General features: G+C 40.3%; 17 protein-coding genes. 9 read left to right on the forward strand and 8 right to left on the reverse strand.

Features of this window, described 5'->3' with window-relative positions:
* Nucleotides 1–135 precede the first annotated feature (135 nt).
* Nucleotides 136–1,719: a diguanylate cyclase domain-containing protein gene (locus ACKWCF_RS05000; protein ID WP_409479603.1), complete on the forward strand. Its 1,584-nt coding sequence runs from the start codon at nt 136–138 to the stop codon at nt 1,717–1,719.
* On the opposite strand, the gene ACKWCF_RS05005 is transcribed toward ACKWCF_RS05000, so the two are convergent.
* Nucleotides 1,720–3,048 carry a hypothetical protein gene (locus tag ACKWCF_RS05005; RefSeq protein WP_409479604.1) on the reverse strand — a complete coding sequence of 443 codons (1,329 nt, stop codon included), beginning with the start codon at nt 3,046–3,048 and terminating at the stop codon, nt 1,720–1,722.
* A 130-nt stretch (nt 3,049–3,178) separates the two neighbouring features.
* Here ACKWCF_RS05005 and hutH point away from each other — a divergent pair, with 130 nt between their 5' ends.
* Genes hutH through hutU form a run of 3 tightly spaced genes read left to right on the forward strand, consistent with a single transcriptional unit; the run spans nt 3,179 to nt 7,504 of the window.
* Nucleotides 3,179–4,714 carry a histidine ammonia-lyase gene (hutH, locus tag ACKWCF_RS05010; protein ID WP_409479605.1) on the forward strand — a complete coding sequence of 512 codons (1,536 nt, stop codon included), beginning with the start codon at nt 3,179–3,181 and terminating at the stop codon, nt 4,712–4,714.
* Nucleotides 4,708–5,844 carry a serpin family protein gene (locus tag ACKWCF_RS05015; RefSeq protein ID WP_409479606.1) on the forward strand — a complete coding sequence of 379 codons (1,137 nt, stop codon included), beginning with the start codon at nt 4,708–4,710 and terminating at the stop codon, nt 5,842–5,844. The genes hutH and ACKWCF_RS05015 overlap by 7 nt, the downstream gene beginning before the upstream one ends.
* 13 nt (nt 5,845–5,857) lie before the next feature.
* Entirely contained in the window at nt 5,858–7,504 is a 1,647-nt protein-coding gene (gene hutU / locus ACKWCF_RS05020; RefSeq protein ID WP_409479607.1) for a urocanate hydratase, read from the forward strand.
* A gap of 5 nt (nt 7,505–7,509) precedes the next feature.
* Here the strand turns inward: hutU and ACKWCF_RS05025 are convergent, their stop codons facing one another.
* The 4 genes from ACKWCF_RS05025 to ACKWCF_RS05040 all read right to left on the reverse strand — a co-directional run bounded on the left by ACKWCF_RS05025 (nt 7,510) and on the right by ACKWCF_RS05040 (nt 13,373).
* Nucleotides 7,510–8,541 carry a hypothetical protein gene (locus ACKWCF_RS05025; RefSeq protein WP_409479608.1) on the reverse strand — a complete coding sequence of 344 codons (1,032 nt, stop codon included), beginning with the start codon at nt 8,539–8,541 and terminating at the stop codon, nt 7,510–7,512.
* Between the two features lie 2 nt (nt 8,542–8,543).
* On the reverse strand, nt 8,544–8,993 hold the full coding sequence (locus tag ACKWCF_RS05030; protein ID WP_409479609.1) for a prepilin-type N-terminal cleavage/methylation domain-containing protein: 450 nt from the start codon (nt 8,991–8,993) through the stop codon (nt 8,544–8,546).
* Nucleotides 8,983–12,015: a hypothetical protein gene (locus tag ACKWCF_RS05035; protein WP_409479610.1), complete on the reverse strand. Its 3,033-nt coding sequence runs from the start codon at nt 12,013–12,015 to the stop codon at nt 8,983–8,985. The genes ACKWCF_RS05030 and ACKWCF_RS05035 overlap by 11 nt, the downstream gene beginning before the upstream one ends.
* A 155-nt stretch (nt 12,016–12,170) precedes the next feature.
* Nucleotides 12,171–13,373, reverse strand: coding sequence for a hypothetical protein (locus ACKWCF_RS05040; protein ID WP_409479611.1), 1,203 nt, complete (start codon nt 13,371–13,373; stop codon nt 12,171–12,173).
* 227 nt (nt 13,374–13,600) lie between these two features.
* Here ACKWCF_RS05040 and ACKWCF_RS05045 point away from each other — a divergent pair, with 227 nt between their 5' ends.
* Nucleotides 13,601–15,466: a hypothetical protein gene (locus ACKWCF_RS05045; protein WP_409479612.1), complete on the forward strand. Its 1,866-nt coding sequence runs from the start codon at nt 13,601–13,603 to the stop codon at nt 15,464–15,466.
* 83 nt (nt 15,467–15,549) lie between these two features.
* On the opposite strand, the gene lpdA is transcribed toward ACKWCF_RS05045, so the two are convergent.
* Genes lpdA through ACKWCF_RS05060 form a run of 3 tightly spaced genes read right to left on the reverse strand, consistent with a single transcriptional unit; the run spans nt 15,550 to nt 20,967 of the window.
* Nucleotides 15,550–16,953 carry a dihydrolipoyl dehydrogenase gene (gene lpdA / locus ACKWCF_RS05050; RefSeq protein ID WP_409479613.1) on the reverse strand — a complete coding sequence of 468 codons (1,404 nt, stop codon included), beginning with the start codon at nt 16,951–16,953 and terminating at the stop codon, nt 15,550–15,552.
* 18 nt (nt 16,954–16,971) lie between these two features.
* The gene (gene odhB / locus ACKWCF_RS05055; protein ID WP_409479614.1) at nt 16,972–18,222 is read right to left on the reverse strand and encodes a 2-oxoglutarate dehydrogenase complex dihydrolipoyllysine-residue succinyltransferase; all 1,251 of its coding nucleotides are present in this window, start codon (nt 18,220–18,222) and stop codon (nt 16,972–16,974) included.
* Nucleotides 18,223–18,255: 33 nt separating this feature from the next.
* Complete coding sequence (locus tag ACKWCF_RS05060) at nt 18,256–20,967, reverse strand: 2-oxoglutarate dehydrogenase E1 component (RefSeq protein ID WP_409479615.1); 2,712 nt, start codon at nt 20,965–20,967, stop codon at nt 18,256–18,258.
* A gap of 141 nt (nt 20,968–21,108) precedes the next feature.
* On the opposite strand from ACKWCF_RS05060, the gene gpmA reads away from it, so the two are divergent.
* The 4 genes from gpmA to hutI all read left to right on the forward strand — a co-directional run bounded on the left by gpmA (nt 21,109) and on the right by hutI (nt 26,411).
* Entirely contained in the window at nt 21,109–21,864 is a 756-nt protein-coding gene (gene gpmA, locus ACKWCF_RS05065) for a 2,3-diphosphoglycerate-dependent phosphoglycerate mutase (RefSeq protein WP_409479616.1), read from the forward strand.
* 3 nt (nt 21,865–21,867) lie between these two features.
* On the forward strand, nt 21,868–22,824 hold the full coding sequence (locus tag ACKWCF_RS05070; RefSeq protein WP_409479617.1) for a hypothetical protein: 957 nt from the start codon (nt 21,868–21,870) through the stop codon (nt 22,822–22,824).
* A gap of 166 nt (nt 22,825–22,990) precedes the next feature.
* Nucleotides 22,991–25,243, forward strand: a complete 2,253-nt coding sequence (locus tag ACKWCF_RS05075; protein ID WP_409479618.1) for a hypothetical protein — start codon at nt 22,991–22,993, stop codon at nt 25,241–25,243.
* The gene (hutI, locus tag ACKWCF_RS05080) at nt 25,221–26,411 is read left to right on the forward strand and encodes an imidazolonepropionase (protein ID WP_409479619.1); all 1,191 of its coding nucleotides are present in this window, start codon (nt 25,221–25,223) and stop codon (nt 26,409–26,411) included. The genes ACKWCF_RS05075 and hutI overlap by 23 nt, the downstream gene beginning before the upstream one ends.
* Nucleotides 26,412–26,457: the final 46 nt, after the last annotated feature.

Here is a 26,457-nt window from a genome sequence, read left to right on the forward strand (position 1 = left end):
TTATAAAACCCTCTGTTTAACTTTCTGGTTGCAGCTTTGCTTATGTAAAACAGCATGCAGGCTTTAAGGCTCATCTTTTCCAGAATAATTTTAATGTCACTTGCTATGACTATTATTGGCAGGGGCGTTAATTCTGTGGCATTGGCTGCGGCGCCAATGTGTGCCGAGTTGTTTACGCAGCCATCGCAAAGTATCCAATCAGAATCTCAAACTGAGACACGTTTTTCATTTTTGCCTGAGCACATACGCCTAGTTCGTAAATCAAAAAATGAATATTTTGCCGATTATGTTTATTCGGTTAACGGATATCCACGCTTAAAAAGTTCAGAACTTACGATGGATTTTGCAAATGTGATCGACGCTAATTTAAATAGCGGGCGCGAGCTATTAAATGCTATTTTTAATAACCGCAAAGAGGGTAAAGCGAGTGGTGCTTTTATCTTTATTGATGTGAATAATCTGGGATGGGTTAATAAAAACTTTGCTGAAAAATCTCAGGCCGGTGACTTGTATCTTTTTAAAACCGTTGATGCGATTCAAAAGGTGGTGGGGAAAGACGGACTCGTGTTTCGCTTAGGCGGAGACGAGTTTGGAATTGTTATCGAAGCGCAAGAGCCCGAAGCCATACAGTTAACTATGAAGAATCTGCAGCGTGAAATTCATGTTCAGGCTCATTCGGTTTTTTTACAAGAGACTCGTCGTCGTGTGACAGAATTTAAAGAGGTCCATCAAAAGCGCAAAGCAGGGTTAATCACTGAGCTGGAATATCAAAGATTCTTTTTACAATTTAAAAACTACACTTCTTATTCGCAAGAAGGTGTTTCTATGGGGGCGGCTTATCTTGACGGAAGTTCGGCTGAAGTTATTCAACATCGGGCCGAAAAAATGGCAACCGAAATGAAAATTAAAATTAAGCAGGCTTTTAATTTAGATACTTCGAAATATACAGGTGGCGTGAACCTTTCAAATTCTGAAAATAAAATTAAACCTGAATTTCGCCCTGAAATTCCGGCCATTATGTCGCTGCAAAATTATAATAAAACATTTCCAGCAGCGCAAAAAACAGATACTACGCAGTTGAAACATCGCGCGGTCTGGTTTTCTTCTGTGCCAGCGCTCAAAAGCCAACGCATCCAAGAGGTTTTACGGCTTGGCCAGCTGGGAATCGGTAAATACAAAAATGAACTTAAGGCCGAAGAGTACCGTTTAGAGTATTACAACATTGACCAGCAGATCACAGAAACACGTCCGATAGAAACAAATAACAACACCGGTTTTATGGATGCCAGGTCGCACACCGCTAAAGTGGTGATTAATCATTTTCTAGAGCGTGTGGCAAAACCAACTCATGCCGGTGGAACTATTTGGGTGAGTTTATTAAACTTAGGCAAGCTCAATTACTTTCATCAAAAAACAGCGACAGGGGATAAAGCTTTAGGCTTAGCTGCCGAGGCCATAAAAAAAGAGCTTGTCGGTGCGCATGTTCCCTTTAAACATAATGGATCTGATTTTTTTATTCTTTCGGTCGGAACGACTAAAGAGCAAATCGCTGATTATAAAAAAGTTTTAGAAGAAAGATTAAATTCAAATGCGGGTTTAAATGAAATCTTTCTTCAGGAAATAGACTATATCGAAAAAACCGAACAAGATCCGCAAGCCCGTAGTGCGCGGATTGAAGAAGTGCGCAAGCTAATGGCTCACAAGTTTAAAGTGTTCTAATTATTCAACAACTCGAAATAAAGTTTCCATTTCAACGGAAGTCATTTGATATTCGTTTTCAAAAACACGGCTAATTACATCCGGCGGGTTTTTACTCATTTGGCGCAAGCAAATTAACGATTGATTAATCAATTCAATGCGTGGAGTGGCCTCAGATAATGGAGAGCAAAAAACGCCTTCAAAAGAACTGCGTAAGTGGGCGTGAAGTTCTGTGGCGTATTTTTTCGAAACGATATCTAACCATTCAGATTCTGTGTAGCTTTCGCCGGTTTTTTCGGGGCGTAGGCCAACAGCCGCATTGTAAAAGTCGTGCGAAGTTTCGCGCTCGGATTTATGATAAGTGTTTTGATAACGTGGGATACGTTCGTCGGTAGATACAACGTTGACTCCTGCATTTACTTCTTGGGCAACGACATTCACAAAATATGGAAACGAGCGACTTTCGTAAACTGTTTTAGATGATCCATCAGCTGCTTTAACGGTTATAGGATCGGAATAAGTGTGGGTGCGGTACTCTTTATAACGGTTTTCATTAAACTGGTAAGTGCCTGTTGCTGTAAAACCTAAATCTTTACGAGAGCTTTTATCGAACCAGCCAGTTTTTACAAATTGTTCGTTAGTGTTTTTACTTAGTGCCATGATAAAGGTGTGAGGAAGTGGCGTGTGGAATTGATCTTTGGTTGAGATATTGATGTCTTTGTAAAGCGGAGAAGCTGCTTTGGCGATAGAAGCTTTTTGTGAAGCATAACTGCACCACTTCGCGATCAGTTGGTTGTAAAAGTAAGTGTCTTCAGAAGTTGTTCGACTTTTTTCTAAACAGAATTTCTTGGCATGAGTTTTTGCATCGTTAAAAGCTAGATCAAAAGTTTTGCGGCGCGCTTCGGGAAATAAAATTTTATAACGTTCGATAAGATATAAAACGCGTAAATGGCGCTGGCGTTGATTAAGACTGTATACTTCAGTACGAAGTGTTTTGTAGGCTTCATCAGTTTCTTCACTTTGGGTAAAGGCAACAGCACCTGTCGGAAAAAGCCCCCAGTTATTTTCACGCTCAACGGTTTTGCGCAATAATTCTAAACTTTCTTGGTTATTGTTCGCCAGACGAGCCATACGAACGCGGATTAAAGTTTGATCAATCACGCCTTCGCGAGCTTGTTTTAGGCCTACTTGATAATCACTGTCTTTAGGATCTCTCTTTGTCAGTTCTTCCATAATGACTAGAGCTTCATCAAAATTACGTTCAGCCATTAAATTTTGGGCTTTTTTAAACTGAGTTGTGCAAGACGTAAACAAAGCAAGAAGTAGGGCCAAAGCTGTAAGCTGTTTCATAGAGGTTTCCTTATGCCTTTTTAGGGTAAATTTGACTCTCAAAAAGCGCAAATAATATGCTTGGCAGCCTGCGCCGTAGTGTGTGATTCGAGTCTCGACTCTATATGGCCCTTTGGGTAGTATTTCGCCTATGAAAAAATACGTAATTGACGGTCAATCTATCACCGTAAAATCCCTGCATGAAATGGTCTATAACCCTGGTACTTTTGAGTTAGCAGCAAGTTCGCGCGCTGAAATTAAAAAATCACGCGATTACATCGAAGGCCGCATTAAAAATGGCGAAGTGATGTATGGAGTAAATACAGGTTTTGGCGCATTTTCTTCAGTGCGTATTTCTGATTCTGAAATTGAACAACTGCAAAGAAATTTAATTCGTTCACATTCAATGGGTATAGGCGAGCCGTTCACGAAAGAGCAATCAAAAGCCATGATGATCTTGCGTGCGAATACATTAGCGCGTGGCTTTAGTGGTATTCGTATTGAAGCAGTCGAGAAAATTTTAGAATTTTTAAATAATGATTTAATTCCTGTGATTCCTTCGCAAGGTTCTGTGGGGGCGAGTGGTGATTTAGCTCCGCTATCGCACTTAGCTTTAACTTTAATCGGTGAAGGCGAAATCTGGAGTGGTGATGGTAAATCAGTGACTACGGATTACAAAAACATTCAGCCTCTAGTTCTAAAAGCTAAAGAAGGTTTATCACTAATCAATGGCTGCCAAGTGATGACAGCCGTAGGTATGCTTGCGCTCTACGAAGCGAAACAATTACTTAAGGTTGCTGATATCGCGGGAGCAACTTCTCTAGAAGGTCTTCGTGGTTCACGCCGCCCATTTGATCCCTTAATTGCTGCGACTCGTCCGCATATGGGTGAAGCTCCGACGGCGAAAAATTTATTAAAAGTGATGGGGGCGAGTAGTGAAATCGGCGACAGTCATTTGCATGAAACAACTGATCACCGTGTGCAAGATGCGTATTCGCTTCGTTGTATGCCAGCTGTTCATGGCGCAGCTAAAATGGCGCTTGATTACTGCGAGCGCGTACTTACGACCGAAGCAAACTCTGCAACAGATAATCCTTTAGTATTTGCTGACGCGGGTAAAATTTTATCGTGCGGTAACTTTCACGGTATGCCAGTAGCGCACGCGATGGATTTCGCGGCGATTGCGGTTTCATCGTTAGCCAGTATTTCACATGAACGTATTTCTAAATTTATCTCGACACAAATGTCTGAGTTACCGCCGTTCTTAGCGCCTAATGGTGGTTTGAACTCTGGACACATGATTGTACAAGTCGCATCGGCGAGCTTGGTGAGTGAAAATAAAGTTTTAGCTCATCCGGCCAGTGTGGATTCAATGCCAACATCGGCAGAAAAAGAAGACCACGTTTCGATGGGCACAATTGCAGCTCGTAAATTTTCTAAAGTTGTAGAAAATGCGCAAAACGTTTTCGCGATGGAATTTTTATCAGCAACTCAAGCCTTAGATATGATTTTACCGCTTAAACCAGCTGAGGGTGTAAAAGTAGCGTTTGATACAATTCGTGCTGAAGTTCCGTATGCGAAAGAAGATCGTATCTTTGCTAAAGACGTTGCAAAAATTAAATCGCTCATTGTTACTGGGGCCATCGTTAAAGCGGTTGAAGCCAAAGTCGGGGAATTAGCATGCTAAAGTGGATTCTTGGTTTAACGTTTTTGAGCCAGTCAGTAGTGGCTGGTCCAATGAATGATATTTTAACGGCTCAGTATTTAAAAAAGAAAAAGTCGTTTATTTATTCTCCGTTAAGCCTTGATGTGGCTTTGTCTATGACAGCCGAAGGCTCTGCTGGTGAAACACGTCAGCAGTTTAAAAAGATTTTAGCCTTACCGAATTCTGAAATTTATAAAAAGCTTAACGTAAAACATTCTGACTATGAGTTCGTCTCTGCACAGAAGGTTTGGGTTCAGCAAGATTATCCCATTGAAGCTGCATTTGAGAAAACTTTAAAAGAAAGCTATCAATCCGCATTAGAAAAAGCAGATTTTAAAACGAAATCCGCTGAAGTTGTTCCGGTGATCAACAAATGGGTTGAAGAGAAAACGAAAGAAAAGATTAAAGATTTAATTCCAGCTAATGGTTTAAATGCGCTGACACGTTTTGTGTTAGTGAATGCTGTTTATTTTAAAGCCAAATGGTTAAGTGAATTTGATGCTAACTCAACAGAAGAAGCAGACTTTAAAGTTGATCATTCAACTAAAATTAAAGTTTCTATGATGTTTAAAAAGTTTCATGGTTTGAAGTATTTTGAGGGTAAAGACTTTACTTCAGTGATTCTTCCGTATCAGGGTGACGATATTAGTTTTGTGGTTTTCTTACCTAAAACAATCGGCGGCGAATTTAAGCCAAACTTCTTAAAAAACATCTCTAAGGTTAAAGATTCTGATTATAAAGAGCCTGCGGTAAATGTTTATCTGCCAAAATTTAAAACTGAATTTTCGACAGAAGTTGAAAATGATTTAAAGACAGTAGGTTTAACTTTACCTTTCGATAAAGTAAAAGCTGATTTTTCTTTAATGTCTCCGTTAGTAAAGACAGCGAAAGAAGAAAACCTATATATCAGCAAAATTTTTCATAAAGCTTTTGTGGAAGTTGGCGAAAAAGGCACTGAAGCAGCTGCGGCGACAGCGGTTGTGATGATGACTATGGGTGCTGCCCTACCGGTTGAAAAGCCGAAAGAGTTTAAGGCCGATCATCCGTTCATTTATTTTATTAAACAAAAAGATCAAATTTTATTTGCCGGTTATTTTGCGGGTAACAAATAGTTAAGAGGTATTTATGCATAAGAATATTCACGCTCCGACAGGAACAAAATTAAACTGCAAAGGTTGGTTGCAAGAAGCAGCTTACCGTATGATTCAAAACAATTTAGATCCAGCTGTGGCTGAAAATCCAGATAACTTAGTTGTCTATGGTGGTATCGGCAAAGCGGCCCGTAACTGGGAATCTTATGACAAAATTTTAGAGGCCTTAAAAAAATTAGAAAACGATGAAACGTTATTAGTTCAATCCGGTAAGCCTATTGGTGTTTTAAAAACTCACGAAGATGCACCAAGAGTGTTACTGGCTAACTCAAACTTAGTTCCTAAGTGGGCTACGTGGGAACACTTTCACGAGTTAGATAAAAAAGGTTTAATGATGTATGGCCAAATGACGGCCGGTTCTTGGATCTACATCGGAACTCAAGGCATCATTCAAGGTACCTATGAAACTTTTGCTGAAGCCGGCCGCCAACATTTCGGTGGTGACTTGTCGGGAAGAATTATTCTAACAGCAGGCTTAGGTGGTATGGGCGGAGCTCAACCTCTAGCGGGTGTATTTGCTGGCGCTACAGTAATTTGTACTGAAGTTGACCCAGTAAGCATTCAAAAACGTTTAGATTCAAAATACGTCGATGAATCTGTTGATAGCATTGATGAAGCTATCGCGCGTGCAAAAAAATACGCAGCTAATAAAGAAGCTAAATCAATCGCCTTATTAGGAAATGCAGCTACGGTTCTAAAAGAAATGTTAGCTAAAAACTTTACGCCAGATTTATTAACAGACCAGACTTCAGCACATGATCCATTAAACGGTTACATTCCTGAAGGTTACACTGTGCAAACAGCGGCTGAATTTAGAGTGCGTGATCAAAAAGCGTATTTAGAAGCGGCTTACAAATCGATGGCTTCGCATGTAGAATCAATGCTTGAAATGAAAAAACGTGGGGCGATCACTTTCGACTACGGCAATAACATTCGTGCGCGCGCATTCGATGCTGGTGTTAAAAATGCTTTTGATTTTCCAGGATTTGTTCCGGCGTATATCAGACCTTTATTCTGTAAAGGTTCTGGCCCATTCCGTTGGGTGGCTTTATCGGGTGATCCAAATGATATCAAAGTGACTGACGATGCGATGAGAGAATTATTTCCGCATAAAAAAGATTTATTAAAATGGTTAGATATGGCTGAAAAGCGTATCAAGTTCCAAGGCTTACCAGCGCGTATCTGTTGGTTAGAATACGGTGAGCGCGAAAAAGCTGGTTTATTGTTAAATGAACTTGTGCGCACTGGAAAAGTAAAAGCTCCAATCGTTATTGGTCGTGATCATTTAGATTGTGGATCTGTGGCTTCGCCAAATCGTGAAACCGAAGCGATGAAAGATGGATCAGACGCCGTGAGTGACTGGCCAATGTTATCAGCTATGGCATTAGTGGCTAGCGGTTCAACGTGGGTATCGTTACATCATGGTGGTGGCGTGGGGATGGGTTATTCTCAGCACTCTGGTCAAGTGATCGTAGCTGACGGTACAGAAGCAGCCGCACGTCGTTTAAAACGCGTGTTAACAACTGATCCAGCGATGGGAATTTTCCGTCATTTAGATGCGGGTTATGATTTAGCGAAAAGCGTAGCTGTTGAACGTAAGGTCAACAGCTGCTGGTTGTAGCTTGATTATTTGATGTAAGCGCAGCGATTTTTATCAGTTAAAATTTGAAATACTGAGGTCGCAATATCGTTGCGGCTGAATCTAATACAATTAAATCCACGCATAAGAGGGATTTTTTGTTCTGAAGCGCCATGAAGTACATCATGACGATAGAGAATACAGTTAGCGGGATCAGCGCAATCGAGTTCGTATTTATATAAGCGAACAGGTTTAATGCGCACACTGGCACCGTTAGCCCCAACCGGTGGTAAGTTATACATATACTGGATAAAATTAGTCGGATCGACTGTGCCGCCAGTAGGGGTAGTGATTAAGTAGTTCCAAAGATCTTTACCAGAATTCTTCGGAATACTGCCTGAGGGAACTCTTTGGATATCGTACAGGCCACCAGCATTTACGATTTTACCGATAAAAACAGCGGGGCGTGCAGGGGCTGTCGGCATATAAGATGAACTATCGACTAAAACTAATTTATTTAAATTAACTGGATTAATAAGAAGTGGGTTGTTTAAATCTGCTCCGCTGCTGTCTTTAGCTGTTAAGTAATTATTGTAGTTAATGCCACGATAAGTAAGAGTTGCCGCTTGGTAGATGTTTGCAGGAGGTGGACCTACTTCAAAGAATGTAACCGCATCGGCAAATAATCCTTTACCACGTAAATCGTCGAAAGCTAAGAAGTACATAATTTTATTGCCGCCATCTTTTAGCGTTACAGTGCGGGTTTTATTAGTTTGGCCGCGATAATAGGTTGTTGAACGATCAGGTTCGAAGTCGTAAAAATTTAAATTATTATCATCGTTAAATTTAAGATTATTCAGCGATGGACCTGCTGCGCGCAAGTCACGTAAAATCAATTTATCTGCAAGGTTGGCCTCAATCTTATCATCCAATTTGTTGCTGAGTTTTTTTTGCATTTCGCTGTTATCGTACAAGAATGTAAAAATACCAAGTCCGACCATCATACTTAGACCCAACCCAATTATAAGTTCGGTGATGGTTACGCCTTTATTGTTGTGAATATATTTCAGTTTTTTCATGGTTATTTACTCACTAAAAATTCAAATTTTTTAATTTCTGAGCCCCATTCCGTGTGGGTAAACCAAATTGTGACCAAGTATAAATCACTGGTTGCATCAGTGGCCGGGGTGATGACATAGCCGTAACGTCCAGGGCAGTTCTTGCACTGAGAAAGTGGCTTATCATCTTTGTTAGACCACCCCATCTTTAAATTACTTGTGTTTAAAATGGCATTTGGTTCTGCGAATTGCAAAATTTGAGTTGTCGGTTGTTGTCTGATATTTTCGATAATTTCTGCTACGCGGTCGTCAGCTGTTGATTTGGTTTCGTTCTGAATAGAGGTTTTATTTAATTGGTCAAAAGCTGTTAAGCCCCCTACAACTGTAATAGAAAGTAAGGCTACACCCACCATCACTTCAGTGATGGTGAACCCTTTTTTAGACGTTATCGATTTTAAAAAACTAAAGCCCATAAACTCTCTCTAGCTGAATTAAGTTAAAGTTACGAATGCGTTTTAAGCATTGAGTATTTGTGCTGCTTCCGATACGTCCACAATCTGGATCAACAGATGTCCAACGTGGAGGACCTTGACCTTGAAGTACGAATGTCGAGCTACAACGGATACGGTCAGACAGAATTTGCAGACCTGGATCTGGATGCCAGAAAGGAATTGTACCGCCACTATAAAGTGTCGAGCAGTTCGTGTTGTTGGCACGTCTCATCAGCGGAGGTGAGCCCGCTGATTTCATGGTTGCAACGGCAGTTTGGTTATGAATACTTTGCCATGTTACACCAGCTTTTAAAGCCGTTTTATCAATGATAAAATCTTTAAGAACCATAAATGTACCGGTCATTCTTAAAGGTTGAGATCGTGCTTTAATATTTAAAGTACGGCAAACGAAAAAGCCATTAATTACCGTAGCACTAGGTTCGATAATGCAATTGTTACGAATTGATCCGATATCAAATTTAGAAAGAACATTGGTGCTAAAAACTTGATCTTGGTAAACATCTTTGTAATCAGATGCAAAATGCCAAGAGTCTGGAGCCACAGAAGTGAAGTCAGCACTAGCAAACGAAGCCGGTTTGAAAGCATCTAGGTTGGTACCACCGGCAGAATCCATACACTGTTCAATTTTTTCTTCGTAATTGATTGTCGGATTGAGTGGTCTATAAGTTCCTAAGTTGATCTCGTTACCTTGATAGTCAAGACCACGATTACTGAACACTAATTCATTAGCTGCATTAATTGAAAAGCTGTAGTGGACATTATTCATATCCGCCAGTTTTCCCGTGTTGCCATCATTAGGATTGTTGGTGATATTTTCGCTCCAGTCACGCGGACGTACAGAGTAGCCGCCTTTTTTGGCACTATAATCCATACCTTCAAGAGAAAAATCTTTAATCGCGTTATTTGATAAGCTGCTGGTTTTATATAAGTCGTTAGATGATCCCGAAGTATTGTAAATGCGGTTAGTCGGTGAAATATTAGCGCGTTTAAAATATTTACCGTTCAAAATTTTAATAGTGACATTTCTAAAGGCCGATTGGCGTTCAGAGTAGCCATTATCTGGCTTAATGCTAGAGATCTGGATTTGCCCTGGGTTTTCGTAATATTCTTTACGTAGAAGATATTCTGTTTCTACGTCAGTGTATTCGCCATTGCGATAGTCTTGATAATCATCTTTAGCATCATCAAATTTGTCCTGAGCCCAAGCTACAGAATCATTATTGAATTTATTGTCTTTTAAATCCTCGTACTCATGTCTATCGGGCCAGCTTGCATAGCCACCTGAAGCAGGTTTTGTCGTTTCTAAATGGCTTAAGCGAACTGTTCGTGTGTTTAATGTAGCTGATGCTGTAGCAGTTGCGCTTGCATACCCCATTAAAGTTGATGAGACGGCGGCCATAGCATTCGCAGCCTGGTCGTATTCATTTTTACTGTAAGCTGAAAAATTAATGGTCACAGTATGACCATCGCCAGCACCATTTTCTAAAAGAGGAATTTTTAAGAAATCATCGTTACCTGGTTTTGGCCAAGTCATATTCGCCCACATAACCAGAGATGTTCCTGAGGATAAGTTGTAAGCTGGTGTAATTGAATACCAAATATTAGAAGCGTCTTTACCACTGATATTATTATATTTATCGCTGAGATCCATAAAATCAGATCCAGCAAATCCAGAACAACTAATACCACCGTTACCTGAGTTCAAGCCGTTGTAATTACAGTTAATACCACCATTATTTTTTGTAATTTCTTGGGGTTCAAATACATCTAGGGCTTTTGGAAGAGTTGAAAAAGAATAGCGGATTGTAGTTTCAGTTAAATCATTTGTTACCGAACCACTGACAGGTTCACCGACTAAGCGGGCATCTTTTGTAACATTTAAATCACCTTGCGCGCGCACGATATTAATACAGAATTCGATAATATCGTTGTTTAAAGTCGTTGAATCGCTCACACCGTTAAGTACGCTAAGTCCGGCATCACCTTTACCGTCAGAATCAATTCCGCGCATAAAGCCGCCGAAAGTTTTTAAATCTGTCCAGTAGCGTTTCACGCCTAAAGCTTCACCAATCTTAAAGTCAGAGCCGTTGTGATCTTTGATTTTACCATTACCAATAATAACAACATCATTAAATGTCGCCGGCGTATAACTGCCAGAACTTTCCATAAAAATATTTTGATTCACAAAAATCGGTGAGTTGAAAACCATACCAATATCAGCCGCTGATCCTTGGGGAATAGCCATATCGCCATGACCAGGAACAGGCGCTACAGATTTACCTAAATAAATTGATCCAGGTAAGATCAGAGCAAACGAGTTGAGTTCACGTGGGTTAGAAACAAAGCGTGATATTTCGCGTAAAAACTGTTTTCCAGTGGCTGTATTCTGCCCATCTTCTCCGGTCACTTCAATACCAGTTCGTACTGTTTTACCATCACGACCTGTAAATTCGGCTGCGATTTCAACATAAACTTCGTCACCATTTACCGGCAAAGTCATATTGTTGATACGTGAGACTTTAATATTTACGCCTTTGACCAAAGGATTACGTGTATTCGTAAGAACACGGTATAAGGGATGAGTTGCTGCCATTGTTAGGTTGTTAAGGTCTAGCTGAATAGAAAATGACGGCAATATAAAATCGTTGGCTTTTTTTCCGACTAAGGTAGGAAATTCCGTGCCGTGAGTTTGTCCTAACTCTTCTAACGTTTTCGCATATGATGGCGGCATCATAATACGGGTTGTGCTAAATTGATTGGTAAAATTATTTACGCAGTTTTGCGGTAGCTCAGGTAAAAGCTGCGAGTCAAAGCACCAGCCTTTGCGAATACCGTATTTAATATAATCGGTGATTGAACGTAATGCTAAATTAGCATGAATATCTTTACGCAATTGCGATGATAGTTTTCGTTCAGTGATAATTTTATTTGAGATAAAGTAGACTCCGGTTGACACAATACCAATGACCAACAAAGCCATCATTGTGGTATTTCCTCGGGAGTTGAACAAACGTATCCTCATATGGTACCCCTCAATATATAATTGTAGAATAACTCAGAGTAATACAGAAGAAAAAATAAAACCCCGCCTCGTTATAAGACGGGGTTTTTATATTGTTTACGGTAGCAAATAAAATACTAGTTAGCTGTTAAAGCCGAAGTATAAGGTTGAAACCAAACATCCACGATATAAGCGTGCGGATGTTTTTTCGGATCTTTTAAAACGATAGTCGATTTTTCGCGGAACTCGACCTGTTCAGAAACAGCCTCAACGCGCGGTTCGTATTTTAAGTTAATAGATTTAATCATTGAAGCTAATGGAATCGCATCTTTTTTCGAGTAAACAGCTTTGCCTGATTTATCTTTCCACAGAACTAACTTTTTAAAGACGGGATCTTTACTGTCGATTACGCCATCTTTATTTAAGTCGTGCACAGCTAATTTTTGAAAGCCGTTTTTATATTCGCCAGATTCACCAAAAAGCTCATCGTTAGATGTCACTTTTCCTTGTTTATTTGGCAAAGCTACAAAATAGCCGGCGTGATTTTTTTCTGGCCAGTAAGTTCTTTGGCTTGCGCCCATATTAAACTCAACAACGTTGTTGAATTTTGGAATTTTTTTATCTAAGAAAACCATTAAAGGTGAATGATATCCGCCGCAATAACCTTCTTGCCCTGGAAAACCAGTTTCGACATCAAAAGTTTTACCATCTGACGATTGGCTTACGTTGATTGCGCTTGAAGAAAGTTGTCCAGTGTAAGCATAGTAAGAGCAGCTTGTGTTAAAACAATGCTGACCATGATTATTTGCAGGCCCTGCTTCTTGGTCAAATGTAATACCGCGCACCTGAAAGCGTTGTTGTGCGACGCTAATTTGTGCGGTGACAGGGTCAACTGTGTTCGTCACTGCACTTGGTATATTAATAGTTACTGTGTTGCCAGAGTAGGCTGCGCGCGACCCAGGAGGTAGTGAAAAACCTGATAAAGCATTTGTAGCTTGAGCAGCTGCGGCATCTTTACTTAGAACAGCTGATGCCGGAAAGCGAACAGTAAAATCTTGTTCGGCTCCATTATCAATAAGAACTTTACCCTTCATAATCACAGTACTATTAGGAGCAATAGGATTTGCGACACCACGTAAGTTAGTTCCAAAGCATGAAGCTCTGAAACGAATCGTGTAGTTATTTGTGGTTGTTCTTTGGGTAGCTCCAGCTACAGACATATCTGCAAGTGGATTTACAGCACCTTCGCCGCTATTAACAGTAAGGTCACTACCTAAAGCTGATTGGGTTAACCCTAGACCTAAAGCTAGCGATAATATATTGAGCTTACGTGATAACATATTTCCCCCCAGTTATCTCACATACTTAAGTATAGCTTTGTTTTCGGCAATCCTTACAAAAAAGTTAACAATGAATCATCTTGAGACATTCAGAAAAATTGTTTGTGCTCTAACTCAAATATAAGACCTTGGTCCGATCATTGTTTTATTTAAATACGTCGATAAATAACCGGGATTTTATAGGATCCATCGTGCATAAAGCACGAAAGTAATACAGGTGACTAAATATGAATAAATGGTTCAACAGCAGTTTCTACTTCGCGTTCTGGATGCTTTTAGCATTATTACCAATGAAATATACATTTAATATCTCGAATCAAATGGATCATGATTCACGAAAAGTCATCGTACAAATGCAGGAACAATCATCTATGGCTCCAAGTCATGATGAAGATCTTTATTCCTATGATCAAAGTGAATCAGAATTAAACGGCATGAGTGATCAAGATGTTATGGACGCTTTAGCGTTATCTGAACAAGAGTATCAAACTTCAGGTTCGCCAAATAATCCTTATGCTTTATCTCCGGCGCAGTTAGATTTTTACGAAGCTTCGTTACGTGAAAATTCAGGTTTAGCTTCAAACTCTGCGATTGATTTTACAACGATCGCTGACGAAGTGGCTGTGAATTACGAAGACGTTGCGGCGTGTAGTGCTGGTAAAAATAAAAACCGTGGAAATATCGAAGCTGTTATCGTTAAAGCAGCTAAGCAAAGTTCCATGTTTGCTGATGCGATCTCTGAGCGTAGCCAAGAAAGTCGTGAATTACCGCGTAAGTGTGTAACTCATGTGATGAATAAATTCGGCGCAAGTCCAAAAGCTTTAGCGCGTTGCCCGGGTGGGATGAACACAGCTCCACAGCGCGGTGGTTCTAAACCCTGTATTTCTAAAAATTTAGTGAACTTAACTTATAATCACTTCGTTGATGTAGCTGAGTGTTTAAATATCGATGCAAAAGATTTATTACCAAAACTTTCTAATGAGTCAGGTTTATTAATTAATACTTTAGGTGGCGGTTTTGATGCCGGAATAGGGCAGTTAACACAACCAGCAATTGAAGAAGTGAATAAGCACTATGACCGTTATTTGGCTGAAGTTGAAAAAGCCGCGATTAAAAAACCGGCTTGTCTTCGTGTGATGCAGTATAAGCCTTATTTAAAAAAGGCAAAAGATCCATTAGCTCATCGTTGTTCGTTTATCGTTCCACCCGAAAATCCAATGAAGAATATCATGTACATGGCGATCTACAATCGTATGAATGTGGATAATTTGTTAGGAACTAAATATATCGCCGGCGAAACTTTTATTGATAACAACGGCCAAATGGTAGCTTTAACAAATACACCATCAGACCGCATCGTCGGTGGTAAATTTGGTAACAACAATATTCAGGCGAAGTTTGCACAATTAGGCATGACGGATGTGAACTTAAGTAATTTAGCTACGATGGTGGCATTTAACGGTTATAACACAGGTCCAAGTACAGCATTTAACATGTTAAATGAGTATTTAGATAAACGAATTTCTGCAAAAAGACCTTTAACTGAAAGAGATTTTGATTTTCATAACCCAAAAACAGCCACTGATATCGATGGTAAAACTAAGTCGGTAACTGAGATCGCTCGTTTATTTGTTCGTTCAGCTTTTATTAAGAAGAACGATCCAGATGCTAAAATTAAAGTTAAGCGTGCCAAGCTTTTACCTGAAAAAATCAGAAAGTCGCACTTGTTAACGTTTCCTGAGTTCTTGGTCTACAATCAAAATAATTTTGATTCATCGATTTTGAATCCAAAAAACTTAGCGCAGAAAGATCACAGTAAATTTGAACGTTTTGCTGTAATCGGGGCTCCGGGGTATTTATCGTTCTTAGCTTCAAAAGATACAGCGTTAAGAACGGCATTTGAAAACTCAGGGGCTGATAAGTATTACTGTTCAAATCCAAATTTTTTAAAAATCAGAGATTATAAAGCTAAGCCTATGGCCGCAGTAGCAGCAGCTGCTGATGACGAGCCAACCCCAGCTCCAGCCGCAAAGGCCAAAGCTCCAGCTAAGCCTGAAGCGGGCGCGCGTAAAGCGACGACGAGTAAAAAGTAATTCTTTAAATTGAGATTAAAAATAAAAAACCCACACTTCGTTTAAAAGTGTGGGTTTTGTTTTTTGTATAAATGTGTTTTGAACTAACCTTGGCGTTGGCGCTTATCAACCGCTAAAGCTGCTTCACGAATCACTTCAGACATTGTCGGGTGAGAGTGGAAAGATCTTGCTAGATCTTCACTTGAACCACCAAATTCCATAGCGACAACGATTTCACCTAACATTTCAGAAGCACCAGCACCTACGATGTGGCCACCTAAGATACGATCAGTGTTTTTATCAGCTACGATTTTAACAAAGCCTTCGGTAGCCCCACGCGCTTTAGCGCGGCCGTTAGCTGCGAATAAGAATTTACCCACATTCACTTCTAAGCCTTTAGCTTGAGCTTCTTCAGCTGTCATACCCACAGAAGCAATTTCTGGGTGCGTGTAAACAATAGAAGGAACAGTGTTGTAATTCACGTGCCCGTGACCTGTCGCGATGATTTCTGCTACAGCTACGCCTTCTTCTTCAGATTTGTGCGCTAACATTGGGCCGATGATCACATCACCGACTGCAAAGATGTTTTTAACATTAGTTTGGTAGTGGTCGTTTGTTTTAACTCTGCCACGCTCATCTTTTTCGATACCCACGGTTTCAAGACCTAAGCCATCAGTGAATGGTTTGCGTCCTGTAGAAACTAACACCACATCACCTTGGATTGTGCCTTTTTTACCGTCTGGCATTGTCTCAAAATCCAATTCAACACGGCCACCAGCTGATTTAGAGCCAGTCACTTTTGTTGACGTCATAAAAGTTACGCCCATTTTTTTCATCGAGCGAACTAAAGTGTTTACGCAATCAGTATCCATCATTGATAAAATTTTATCAGCGTACTCGATCACAGTTACTTTTGAACCTAAACGGGCCCAAACTGAACCAAGCTCTAAACCGATAACACCGCCACCAACAACTAACATTTCTTTAGGGATTGAGTCTAAAGCCAATGCGCCTGTTGATGATACGATTTTTTTCTCGTCGAACTTTAAAAACGGTAATTCAACCGGAACTGAGCCTGTTGCGATACAGATGTTTTTTGTATTTAAAGTTTGTTTGGCGCCATCTTGAGCCGTCACTTCAACAGTGTTTGTTGAAGTGATTTTGCCAAAACCTAATACGCGAGTGATTTTGTTTTTCTTAAATAGAAAATCAATACCACCAGTTAAATCGCTCACAATTTTGTTTTTACGCGACATCATCGCATCAAGATTCATTTTCACTTCAGAAAACAAAATCCCGTGTTTGTCAAAATCATGTAAGGCTTCAAAGTAGAACTCAGAGCTTTGTAGTAAAACTTTAGAAGGGATACAGCCTACATTTAAGCATGTGCCACCTAAAGTTTTATCTTTTTCAACTACAGCTACTTTCATTCCTAACTGAGCAGCGCGGATTGCTCCAGTGTATCCACCAGGTCCGCCACCAATAATCACTAAATCAAATTCTTCCATACCAATATATCTTTCTGATTAAACTTCTAATAATAAACGTTCTGGGTTTTCTACACATTCTTTGATTTTCACTAAGAATGTTACCGCTTCTTTACCATCGATGATTCTGTGATCGTAACTTAAAGCTACATACATCATTTGACGGATTTCAACTTTGCCGTTGATCGCTACCGGACGCTCTTGAATTTTGTGTAAACCCAAGATCGCTGATTGCGGAGCATTTAAAATCGGAGTTGATAATAATGAACCGAATACGCCGCCGTTAGTGATTGAGAAAGTTCCACCGTTTAAATCATCAATAGAGATTTTACCATCACGGCCTTTAGTTGCTAAGTCGCGGATAGCTAACTCAACGCCGGCCACCGATAAGTTGTCAGCGTCTTTAATGTTTGGAACCATTAAACCGCGCTCGGTAGAAACCGCGATACCGATGTTATAGTAGTTATGGTATTCGATTTCATCACCAACGATCCAAGCATTAACTGCAGGAATTGTTTTTAAAGCTTCGATAGCTGCTTTAACGAAGAAACCGTTGAAACCTAAGTTCACACCGTATTTTTCTTTAAACTTATCTTTGTATTTGTTTCTAATCTCGATCACGTTTGTCATGTCGATTTCGTTGAATGTCGTAAGAATCGCAGCATTGTGTTGAGCTGCTACTAACTTCTCAGCAATCTTTTTGCGGATTGAAGTCATTTTCACACGTTGGATATCACCTTGTTTCGAAGGGCCACGTGGAACTGGAGTAACTGTTGGAGCTGCTGGTGCTTTTGCTGCCGGAGCAGAAGGGGCCGGTGCAGTTGCTGGAGCATTTAAAACATCACCTTTAGTTAAACGGCCACCAAGACCAGTGCCTTGGACGTTTGAAACATCTAGGCCACGTTCATTAACTACACGTTGAACAGCCGGAGATTGGTGAGCTTGTAATTCTGGGTGAGTTGGTTTTCCACCACCGCTAGTTGCACCAGCTGCTGGTTGAGTTGGAGCCGCTGCTTTCGCAGGGGCTGCTGCCTCGGTTGAAGCTGGAGCTTTAGCATCCGTATCAATCGAGCCAACTGTTGCGCCGATCTTAACTGTATCGCCAGCTTGCGCGTTGATTGTAAGAACACCGTCTTTTTCAGCGATCACTTCAACAGACGCTTTGTCTGTTTCTAATAACATGATCACTTCATTCATTTTTACGAATTCGCCAGATTTTTTTGTCCAGCTACCGATAACGGCCTCAGTAATCGATTCACCAACTGCAGGAACTTTAACATCTAATTTCATTTTGAACCTCTAATCCTTAATAATTTCTAAAAACTAAACTTTAAATACTTTTTCAATGATTTCAGTTTGTTCAACTTTGTGACGGTACACAGAGCCCGTTGCCGGAGACGCGCGGTCAGGACGACCTACGTAACCAAACTGAGCTTTTGAACCCATCTCTGTCAGAAGAGATGCAAACTTGAAGTACACATAACTGAAGGCGCCCATGTTTTGTGGTTCTTCTTGAGCCCATAAAACTTTCTTCGCGTTCGGGTATGACTTCATGATTTCTTTTACTTTCCAGTGAGGGAAAGGAGAGATCTGCTCTAAACGAACAAGTGCTGTTTTTGTGTCGTTTAATTTTTCACGTTGCTCTAGTAATTCGTAATATAACTTACCAGATACAAACACCACTTTCTCAACTTTAGAATTATCAGTTAACAATGTATCAGCGATCACTTCTTGGAATGAACCGTTCGCCATCTCAGAGATCATGCTTGTTGCACGCGGGTGACGAAGTAATGATTTCGGAGACATCACAACAAGTGGTTTTCTGAAATCACGTTTCATCTGACGACGTAACGCATGGAAAATTTGCGCTGGCGTTGTTAAGTTCACAACTGACCAGTTGTTCTGAGCAGATAATTGTAAGAAACGCTCTAAGCGCGCTGAACTGTGTTCAGGGCCTTGGCCTTCGTAACCATGAGGTAATAATAAAACTAAGCCTGACATTTGTTGCCACTTAGATTCACCAGCCGCTAAGAATTGATCGATAATGATTTGCGCACCGTTGGCAAAGTCACCGAATTGAGCTTCCCAGATCGTTAAGAAACTTGGATCAGTGATTGAATTACCATATTCAAAACCCATAACTGCGTACTCAGATAAAATAGAATCGTAAACGCAGAAATTTGTTTTTTCAGAATTTAATTGTTTTAACGGAAAGTAAGATTCATTTGTTTTTGTATCGTAGAAACCGGCATGACGGTGAGTGAATGTACCACGCACGCAATCTTGACCTGTTAAACGAACCGATGTGCCTTCGTTAATTAATGAACCGTAAGCTAATAATTCGCCCATACCCCAGTCGCAAGCATCTTTGCCGGCGGCCTGTTGTTTACGAGTTTCAATAAGTTTAACTAATTTAGGGTGAATATTAAATCCAGCCGGAACATTTGCGATTTGTTCGCCTACTTTTTGTAAAGTAGCTGCATCAACTGAAGTCTTAACTGGTTTTTCCATGTCTTCAGTTAAACCTTTTTTAAGACCTGCCCAAGCGCCTTCGAATTTGAAAGTTTTAACTTTCGGAGCTTGCGCTTTCGTTGTGTCGTAAACTTTTTGTAGATCATTCATGCGATCTGTTAAAAGTGTATCGGCAAAATTTTGATCAGCAACGCTTGCGGCTACTAATTGTTTAGCGTAGATCTCACGTAATGTTGGGTGCTTTTTGATGATATCGTACATTAATGGCTGAGTGTAAGCAGGCTCATCACCCTCATTGTGACCGAAACGACGGTAACAAGTTAATGTGATCACGATATCGCGGCCCCATTCTTGACGGTAGCGAACAGCGATATCCATGGCGCGAACACAAGACTCAGCATCATCGCCATTACAGTGAATCACTGGAATTGCTAAGGCTTTTGCTACATCAGAAGAGTAGTGAGCTGAACGAGAGTTCTCAGGATTTGTTGTAAAGCCAACTTGATTATCAATGATTAGGTGAATTGATCCGCCGACAGCATAACCACGAACATGAGCCATCTGTAATGATTCCATCACAACACCTTGACCAGCAAACGCTGCATCACCGTGAATAATTAATGGAAGAACTTTTTTACGTTCTTTCGTGTCGTTTAGTTTTCTTTGTGCGGCACGAGCCATACCAAGAACAACCGGTCCAACAGCTTCTAAGTGAGAAGGATTGAATGCTAATGAACATTCAACTTTGCCTGTCGGAGTAGTTTTAGTTGTAGAATAACCTAAGTGGTACTTAACGTCGCCATCGTAATCATCAAGTGGTTTTTCTAATTCAGTTGGGCCGTTGAAATCGGCGAACATCGCGCCAACATCTTTACCCATGAAGTTTGCTAAAACGTTTACGCGACCACGGTGAGCCATACCAACTACGACTTCTTGTGCGCCAAGAGAAGACGCGCGAGTCACCATGTGATCCATCATCGGAAGTGTGGCATCAGCACCTTCAACCGAGAAACGTTTTGTTCCCACGTATCTTGTGTGGATGAATTTTTCTAAAGATTCAGCGCGAGTCACTGATTTTAAAATTTCTTTTTTGTTATCAGCAGATAATTTAAAAGCCGGAGAATTTTGTTCAAATTCTTTAATGAACCAATTGCGAATTTCTGGAAGGGCTTCAGCAAACTGAGCTGTGATTTTACCGCAGTAAGAAGCGCGTAAGTGAGCGATGATATCTTTTAACGTCGCATTTGGTTTACCAACAACAGAACCAATTTGAAAAACTTGGTCTAAGTCTTTTTCAGTTAAATTAAATTTGTTCAATTTTAACTGATCGTTGTGAGCTGGAGTGTTTGTTAACGGATCAATATCAGCTTCGTAGTGACCGTAAGTGCGGTAAGCATTAATTAAATTATAAACATCCAATTCTTTTTCAGAAACGCCGAACGCGCCATCTTTCGTGAATTCAACGCCTTCAAAGAAACGTTTCCACTCAAGATCTACTGAATCCGGAGATTTTTTAAATTGGTTGTATAGTGATTCGATGTATTCAAGGTTCAAATGATTCATGACCTAAAGCCTCTCTTAACTTGCATGATTTCATCATGACTAAACTTGCTGCATGATTTTTATTTTTTCGCTCTTGATTGTGTCATAAAGATCGTACAAAATTAAGCGTATTTTTTAAAATTTGAGAGAGGAAAACAGCTTATGAGCAAGACCCACAAATTAGTCATCGTTCGTCATGGTGAGTCCCAATGGAATCAAGAAAATCGCTTTACTGGTTGGAAAGACGTCGACCTGTCTGAAAAAGGACGCACAGAAGCGCAAAAAGCTGGCAAATCTTTACTAGAGCAGAAATTCGAGTTCGATTTAGCTTACACGAGCTCTTTGACACGAGCTATCAAAACGCTGAACATCATTCTGTCTGAAATGAACTTGAACTGGTTACCAGTGATTAAAGACTGGCGCCTAAACGAACGTCACTATGGTGATCTTCAAGGTTTAAATAAAGCCGAAACAGCAGCTAAGCACGGTGAAGATCAGGTGAAAATCTGGAGAAGAAGCTACGATACGCCTCCTCCGATGATGTCAAAAGATAATCCTGAACATCCGATTCACGATAAACGCTACAAATATGTAAACCCAGAATTACTTCCTTCGGGTGAATCACTGAAAGACACTGTGGCTCGATTTTTACCTTTATGGAACGATAAAATTTCTAAAGATGTGTTAGCGGGTAAAAACGTTTTGATCGCAGCTCATGGAAATTCATTACGTGCTTTAATTCAGCATTTAGAAAAAATGACTCCGGATCAAATCATGGAAGTGAATATGCCAACAGGAATTCCGATGATGTACGAGCTGGACGACAAACTTAACGTTGTCTCGAAAAAATTTATCGGTGATGCTGATGAAGTCGCAAAAGCCATGGAAGCTGTCGCAAATCAAGGAAAGAAAAAGTAATTTATGAAAAATATTGCCGCACTTGTTTTAATTTTATTAACGGCTGCCGAATCTCAAGCGCAGCTTAAAAAAGTTTACCAACGTGCAAAACAAGCGGTAACAGGTTCGGCAAAATTTTCGCAGCTTCATTATTTTCCAGAACAATGGGAGATGGATTTAGAAGCGGGTTACACTTATTCAAAATTTAATCTTAAGCAGACAGAGGCAGGGCTTTCGGTGGCCGAAGCTGATCAGACAAGTTCGGCTTTGAATTTCGAAGCCAAGCTTGGAATCTTAGAAGCTGTTTACGTTTCGGTTGACTGGGATTATGTAGTAAATCAAGAGCTGAAATACACTAAACCAGCTCTTCAGCCTGTATATGTATCAAAAGGCCCGGCTGAGCCAACTTTTTCTGGAGTGTGGCGTGTTGTTGACGGTGACTCTGTTAAATTAGACGGAAAACTAGGATACCGCCCATCATTCGGTGATCACAATGAAGCTGATGGAACAAACGAAGGTGATGCTTTATCCGGTGGAAGCCTTATCGTGGCCGGCGGAAGATTTGTGGCTCTTATCACAGAGAGTTCGCAACTGGCTCTAGTCGGTGAGTACGGTCTTTATGGTGTAGCAAATGATGTCGATCAATTAACGAACCAAACAACTGAAAATAACACTCATGGTGGTTTTATTTTGCAAGCGGGAGTTTTAACTGAGATTATCAGTGATACGTTTTTCGGAGTTGATGTTGGTTACAAGCACATAGATAGCTACACATCCAAAAATTTAACGTCGCAATTAAAAACTGAACGCGCAAGTATGGATCAAACGCTTTTAATTCTGACGGCAAAACATGAATTTACGCCGGATATGAATATCGCAGGTGAGTTAGGTTACTTGATGGACGGTCGTTCAAATCAAGGTACATCAGAAATCAAAATCAGCGGCTATAGCGCTGGCGCAAGGTACGCGATTCGTTTCTAATTTTATACATTCAAATTTCTGGTCTTTTTGTTGCTCCTAAAAATGGAGTCATCACAAAGCGAAGGATAATCCGGCCCTAAAGCAATTAAACATTGTTTGGGTCTGGGTCGGCCTGGCTGCGAGGTGACCATTTTAAGACACTGTCAATATTGTTGACGGAGGACGTATGCTGAAAAAGATTGGACTATCTCTCTTAGTTGTACCTTTAATGGCAGGGCAGTTAGCTCATGCAGTTGATGGCGTTCCTAAAGTGGGTGGGCTTCCTACAGCTGAATCAGCAGTTAACTTTGACGATAAAGTTGAAGCTAAAACTTCAATCGGCCAACAAATGGTTTTATTTGAAATGCCGCCTGAATACGAGTGTCCGTTATTTTCAAATTCTCCGTACACTGAGATTTTAACATCGTTAGATCGCATGCAAGAAAATTTAAACTCTACGTTTCCACAATGTGATATGAAGGCTCAGAACGAGCGCGTAGCGCAAAAAGCTGTGGTATTAAGAAATTCAGTTTTTGAAGCTAAAAAATTACAGGAATCAGGACAAACTTTTAAATTAGAATTAACGGCGCAAACAATGGTTGATGCCGCTCAAAAAATTCAAGAAACTTTAGCGATTGCTGCCCAATCACAAACTAAAGTTTGCTACCGTTCAAACCAGCAATTTAGAAACGTAGTTTTTTCAATCAATGAAACATTCCAAGGTATTGCTCCGGTTGTTCTTGATATGATTGCGAAAAATCCAGCTTTAGGTGCTAAACTTGGCCCAGCCGTTAAAATTTTAGCGGGGGCTGATGCACTTTCAAAAGGTTTAAGTTTAGTTGAACAGATCGCCCAAGATTCGATTATGTTTGATATGACTGATCAGAATAACCGCGTGAATACGTTAAAAAACGTATGTCAGTACATGAAGTTATACCGCCGTCTTGAGTACATGCGTTCACTGAAGCTTGGTCAAATTCAGTCAGTTTATACAGCTTACCAAAGTAAAATCCGTGATTTAAATCAGAATATCAACGACTACCGCAGAAAAAACAGTATGCCGATGTCGGTAGCACAAGCGGCTCCTCGTATTACGCCGGATGCCGCAGCGATTGCTGAAATGAATGAAGCTGATCCAAATTACGAATTATTCACAAGCTTACGTACGCTTTTACCAGACGAGCTTAATAAATTACAAAAAGCTCAATACGATTTAGAGTTAGCAGCTAAAGATTTGCAACGCCCTGAAGTGGCGCAATGTCAGATCGTTCAATCGACAAAAAAATCAATCACGTTTGCAAAAACTTTAGGAAAGTTAACTGAGTTTTCTGAGGCCTGGGCTGATGGTATGGGTGGATCACCTGAATCAGCATCGGCGATTGAAGTTTTAAAAAATCAGTTGGGCGCTTATGACGAATATTTCGTTGCAGCGACACAAGAGAAAAACCTGACTGAGTGTGTGAAGCTTGGTCAAGACTGGATTAAGATTTCTTTAGAATTATTGAGCCAAGGTCAAAAGATGGTTCATATGTTTGGTCAAGAGCAAGCTGAACTTCAGACTGATGCTGATCAAATTAAAGAAAAACGTTTATCTAAAAAAGAACGTGAAAAACAAAACGTTCAGAATAACTTTTCAAGTTTAAAATCAATGATGCAATACGCAGCTTTTGAATCAAGCGAGATCGAAAAGCGTGCGAAAGATATGCACCGTTATTTCTTCCGTGGGCCGTACTACAATGAAGTCAAATCAGCGTGTTCTGACGATCCAAACTGTGGCTGGTGGAAAAAAACTGTAGGCGGTATTAAAGCGGCTTACCAATGGCAACGTAATGATGGTCCTATTTACGAATTACTTCGTAATAATGACCTGCACTTTAATAATGCGTTTACACAAATGCAACAGGCACGTGCTAAGCTTGCGCAATTTGAATGGCAATTTGCCCAGGCAGAATTCAAAGGTAAAACCGGCATGGGTACTTATGAAAAAATGGCAGCCCGTGCAAAAGTGTTAGGGCAGCAGCTTCCGCACTTAACTTTACGTTGGATTAAAAAAGGATCACCGACGCATCAAAATTTATGTATGAATGCGCGTCAGATTTTAGATAAATATCTAGTGGCTTCAACGCACATGATGTCTAGCCAAGCGCTGTGCAACATGGTTTACCCGGCATTAAAAGAAAACAATGTGGCAGCATCGTTACGAAATTATTGTATCCCACGTGCCGGCCGCACTGAGGCGACAGATAAGCCTTCAAAATTACAGCAGTTAATCTATTCGTTAGTGGGCGAGGGCGAAGGTAAGAAGAAATGGATTCATTATTTCGGTATGACTGAGCCTCAATTGATTGACGTGAGTAACGAAAATTCACCAAAAGCTTTAGTTGATAAATTAATCGAAAAATACGAAGCTTTACAGTGTGAACAAAAATCTGGTTTTTAATTTTAATTTAGTGAATGAAAATTTCGATGGTCATACTCCAAAAATGGCGATGATCATCGAAAACGGTTTAATTTCTTGGATTGGTCCGCAAAGCAAAATCCCGAAAAAAGTAAAATTCAAAAAAGAAATCGATCTTAAAAAGAAAAAGATCATGCCGGCATTTATTGAATGCCACACGCACACGGTGTTTGCGGGATCACGCGCTGATGAATTTGAGTTGCGCAATACGGGCACAAGCTATTTAGATATCGCGAAAAAAGGTGGCGGCATTCTTTCAACAATGAAGAAGACTCGTACAGCTTCGGCAAAAGAATTATTAGCGATTACGCAAGAGCGTGTGAATAATTTCATGAAACAAGGTGTAGCTACCATTGAAATTAAATCGGGCTATGCTTTAGATCTAAAAAATGAAATCAAAACTCTTGAAGTGATTAATAAAGTTAAAGGCGCTCGTGTTGTTTCTACGTTTTTAGGAGCACACGCGAAGCCTCCTGAATATGATTCTTATGGAAAGTATTTAGAATTCTTAGCCGAAAAAGTTTTGCCGGTTGTGAAAAAGAAAAAGCTTTCAAACCGAGTTGATATCTTCATTGAAAAAAACTTTTTTGAAGTTCCAGAATCACGCACCTATTTATCGGCGGCTAAACGTTTAGGTTTTGAAGTTACGATCCATGCTAACCAACTTTCATTCTCCGGCGGGGCAGAGCTTGCGTTAGAGCTTGGAGCGCAGTCAGCAGATCACGTTATTAATCTAACAGATGAAACAATTCAGTATTTCGGGCGTAATAAAACAGTGGCGGTATTATTACCAGCGGCTGACTTATATATGAAATGCGCGTATCCACCAGCACGCCAATTAATAGATAGTGGTGCAACTGTTGCGCTTGCGACCGACTACAATCCTGGAACTTGTCCTACTCAAGATTTATCATTAGTCGGATTACTTGCGCGTTTGGAAATGAAGATGACATTGCCTGAAGTTTTTAAGGCGTACACGATCAATGCAGCCAAAGCGTTAGGAATTGATCAAGAAGAAGGGTCTTTAGCTGTCGGAAAAAGAGCTAACTTTATTAGCACGGATGCCGAACTCACTGACTTTTTCTATTCAGCCGGAGCTATGCCTGAGCATGAGCTTTTCATTCGAGGAAGCCGAACTTTAGTCGGGTAAAATAGCCTTATATTACACATGGCGTCTTAAAATTTAAGATTCTTAA

The organism is Pseudobdellovibrio sp. HCB154, from assembly GCF_046267985.1.
GTDB lineage: Bacteria > Bdellovibrionota > Bdellovibrionia > Bdellovibrionales > Bdellovibrionaceae > Pseudobdellovibrio.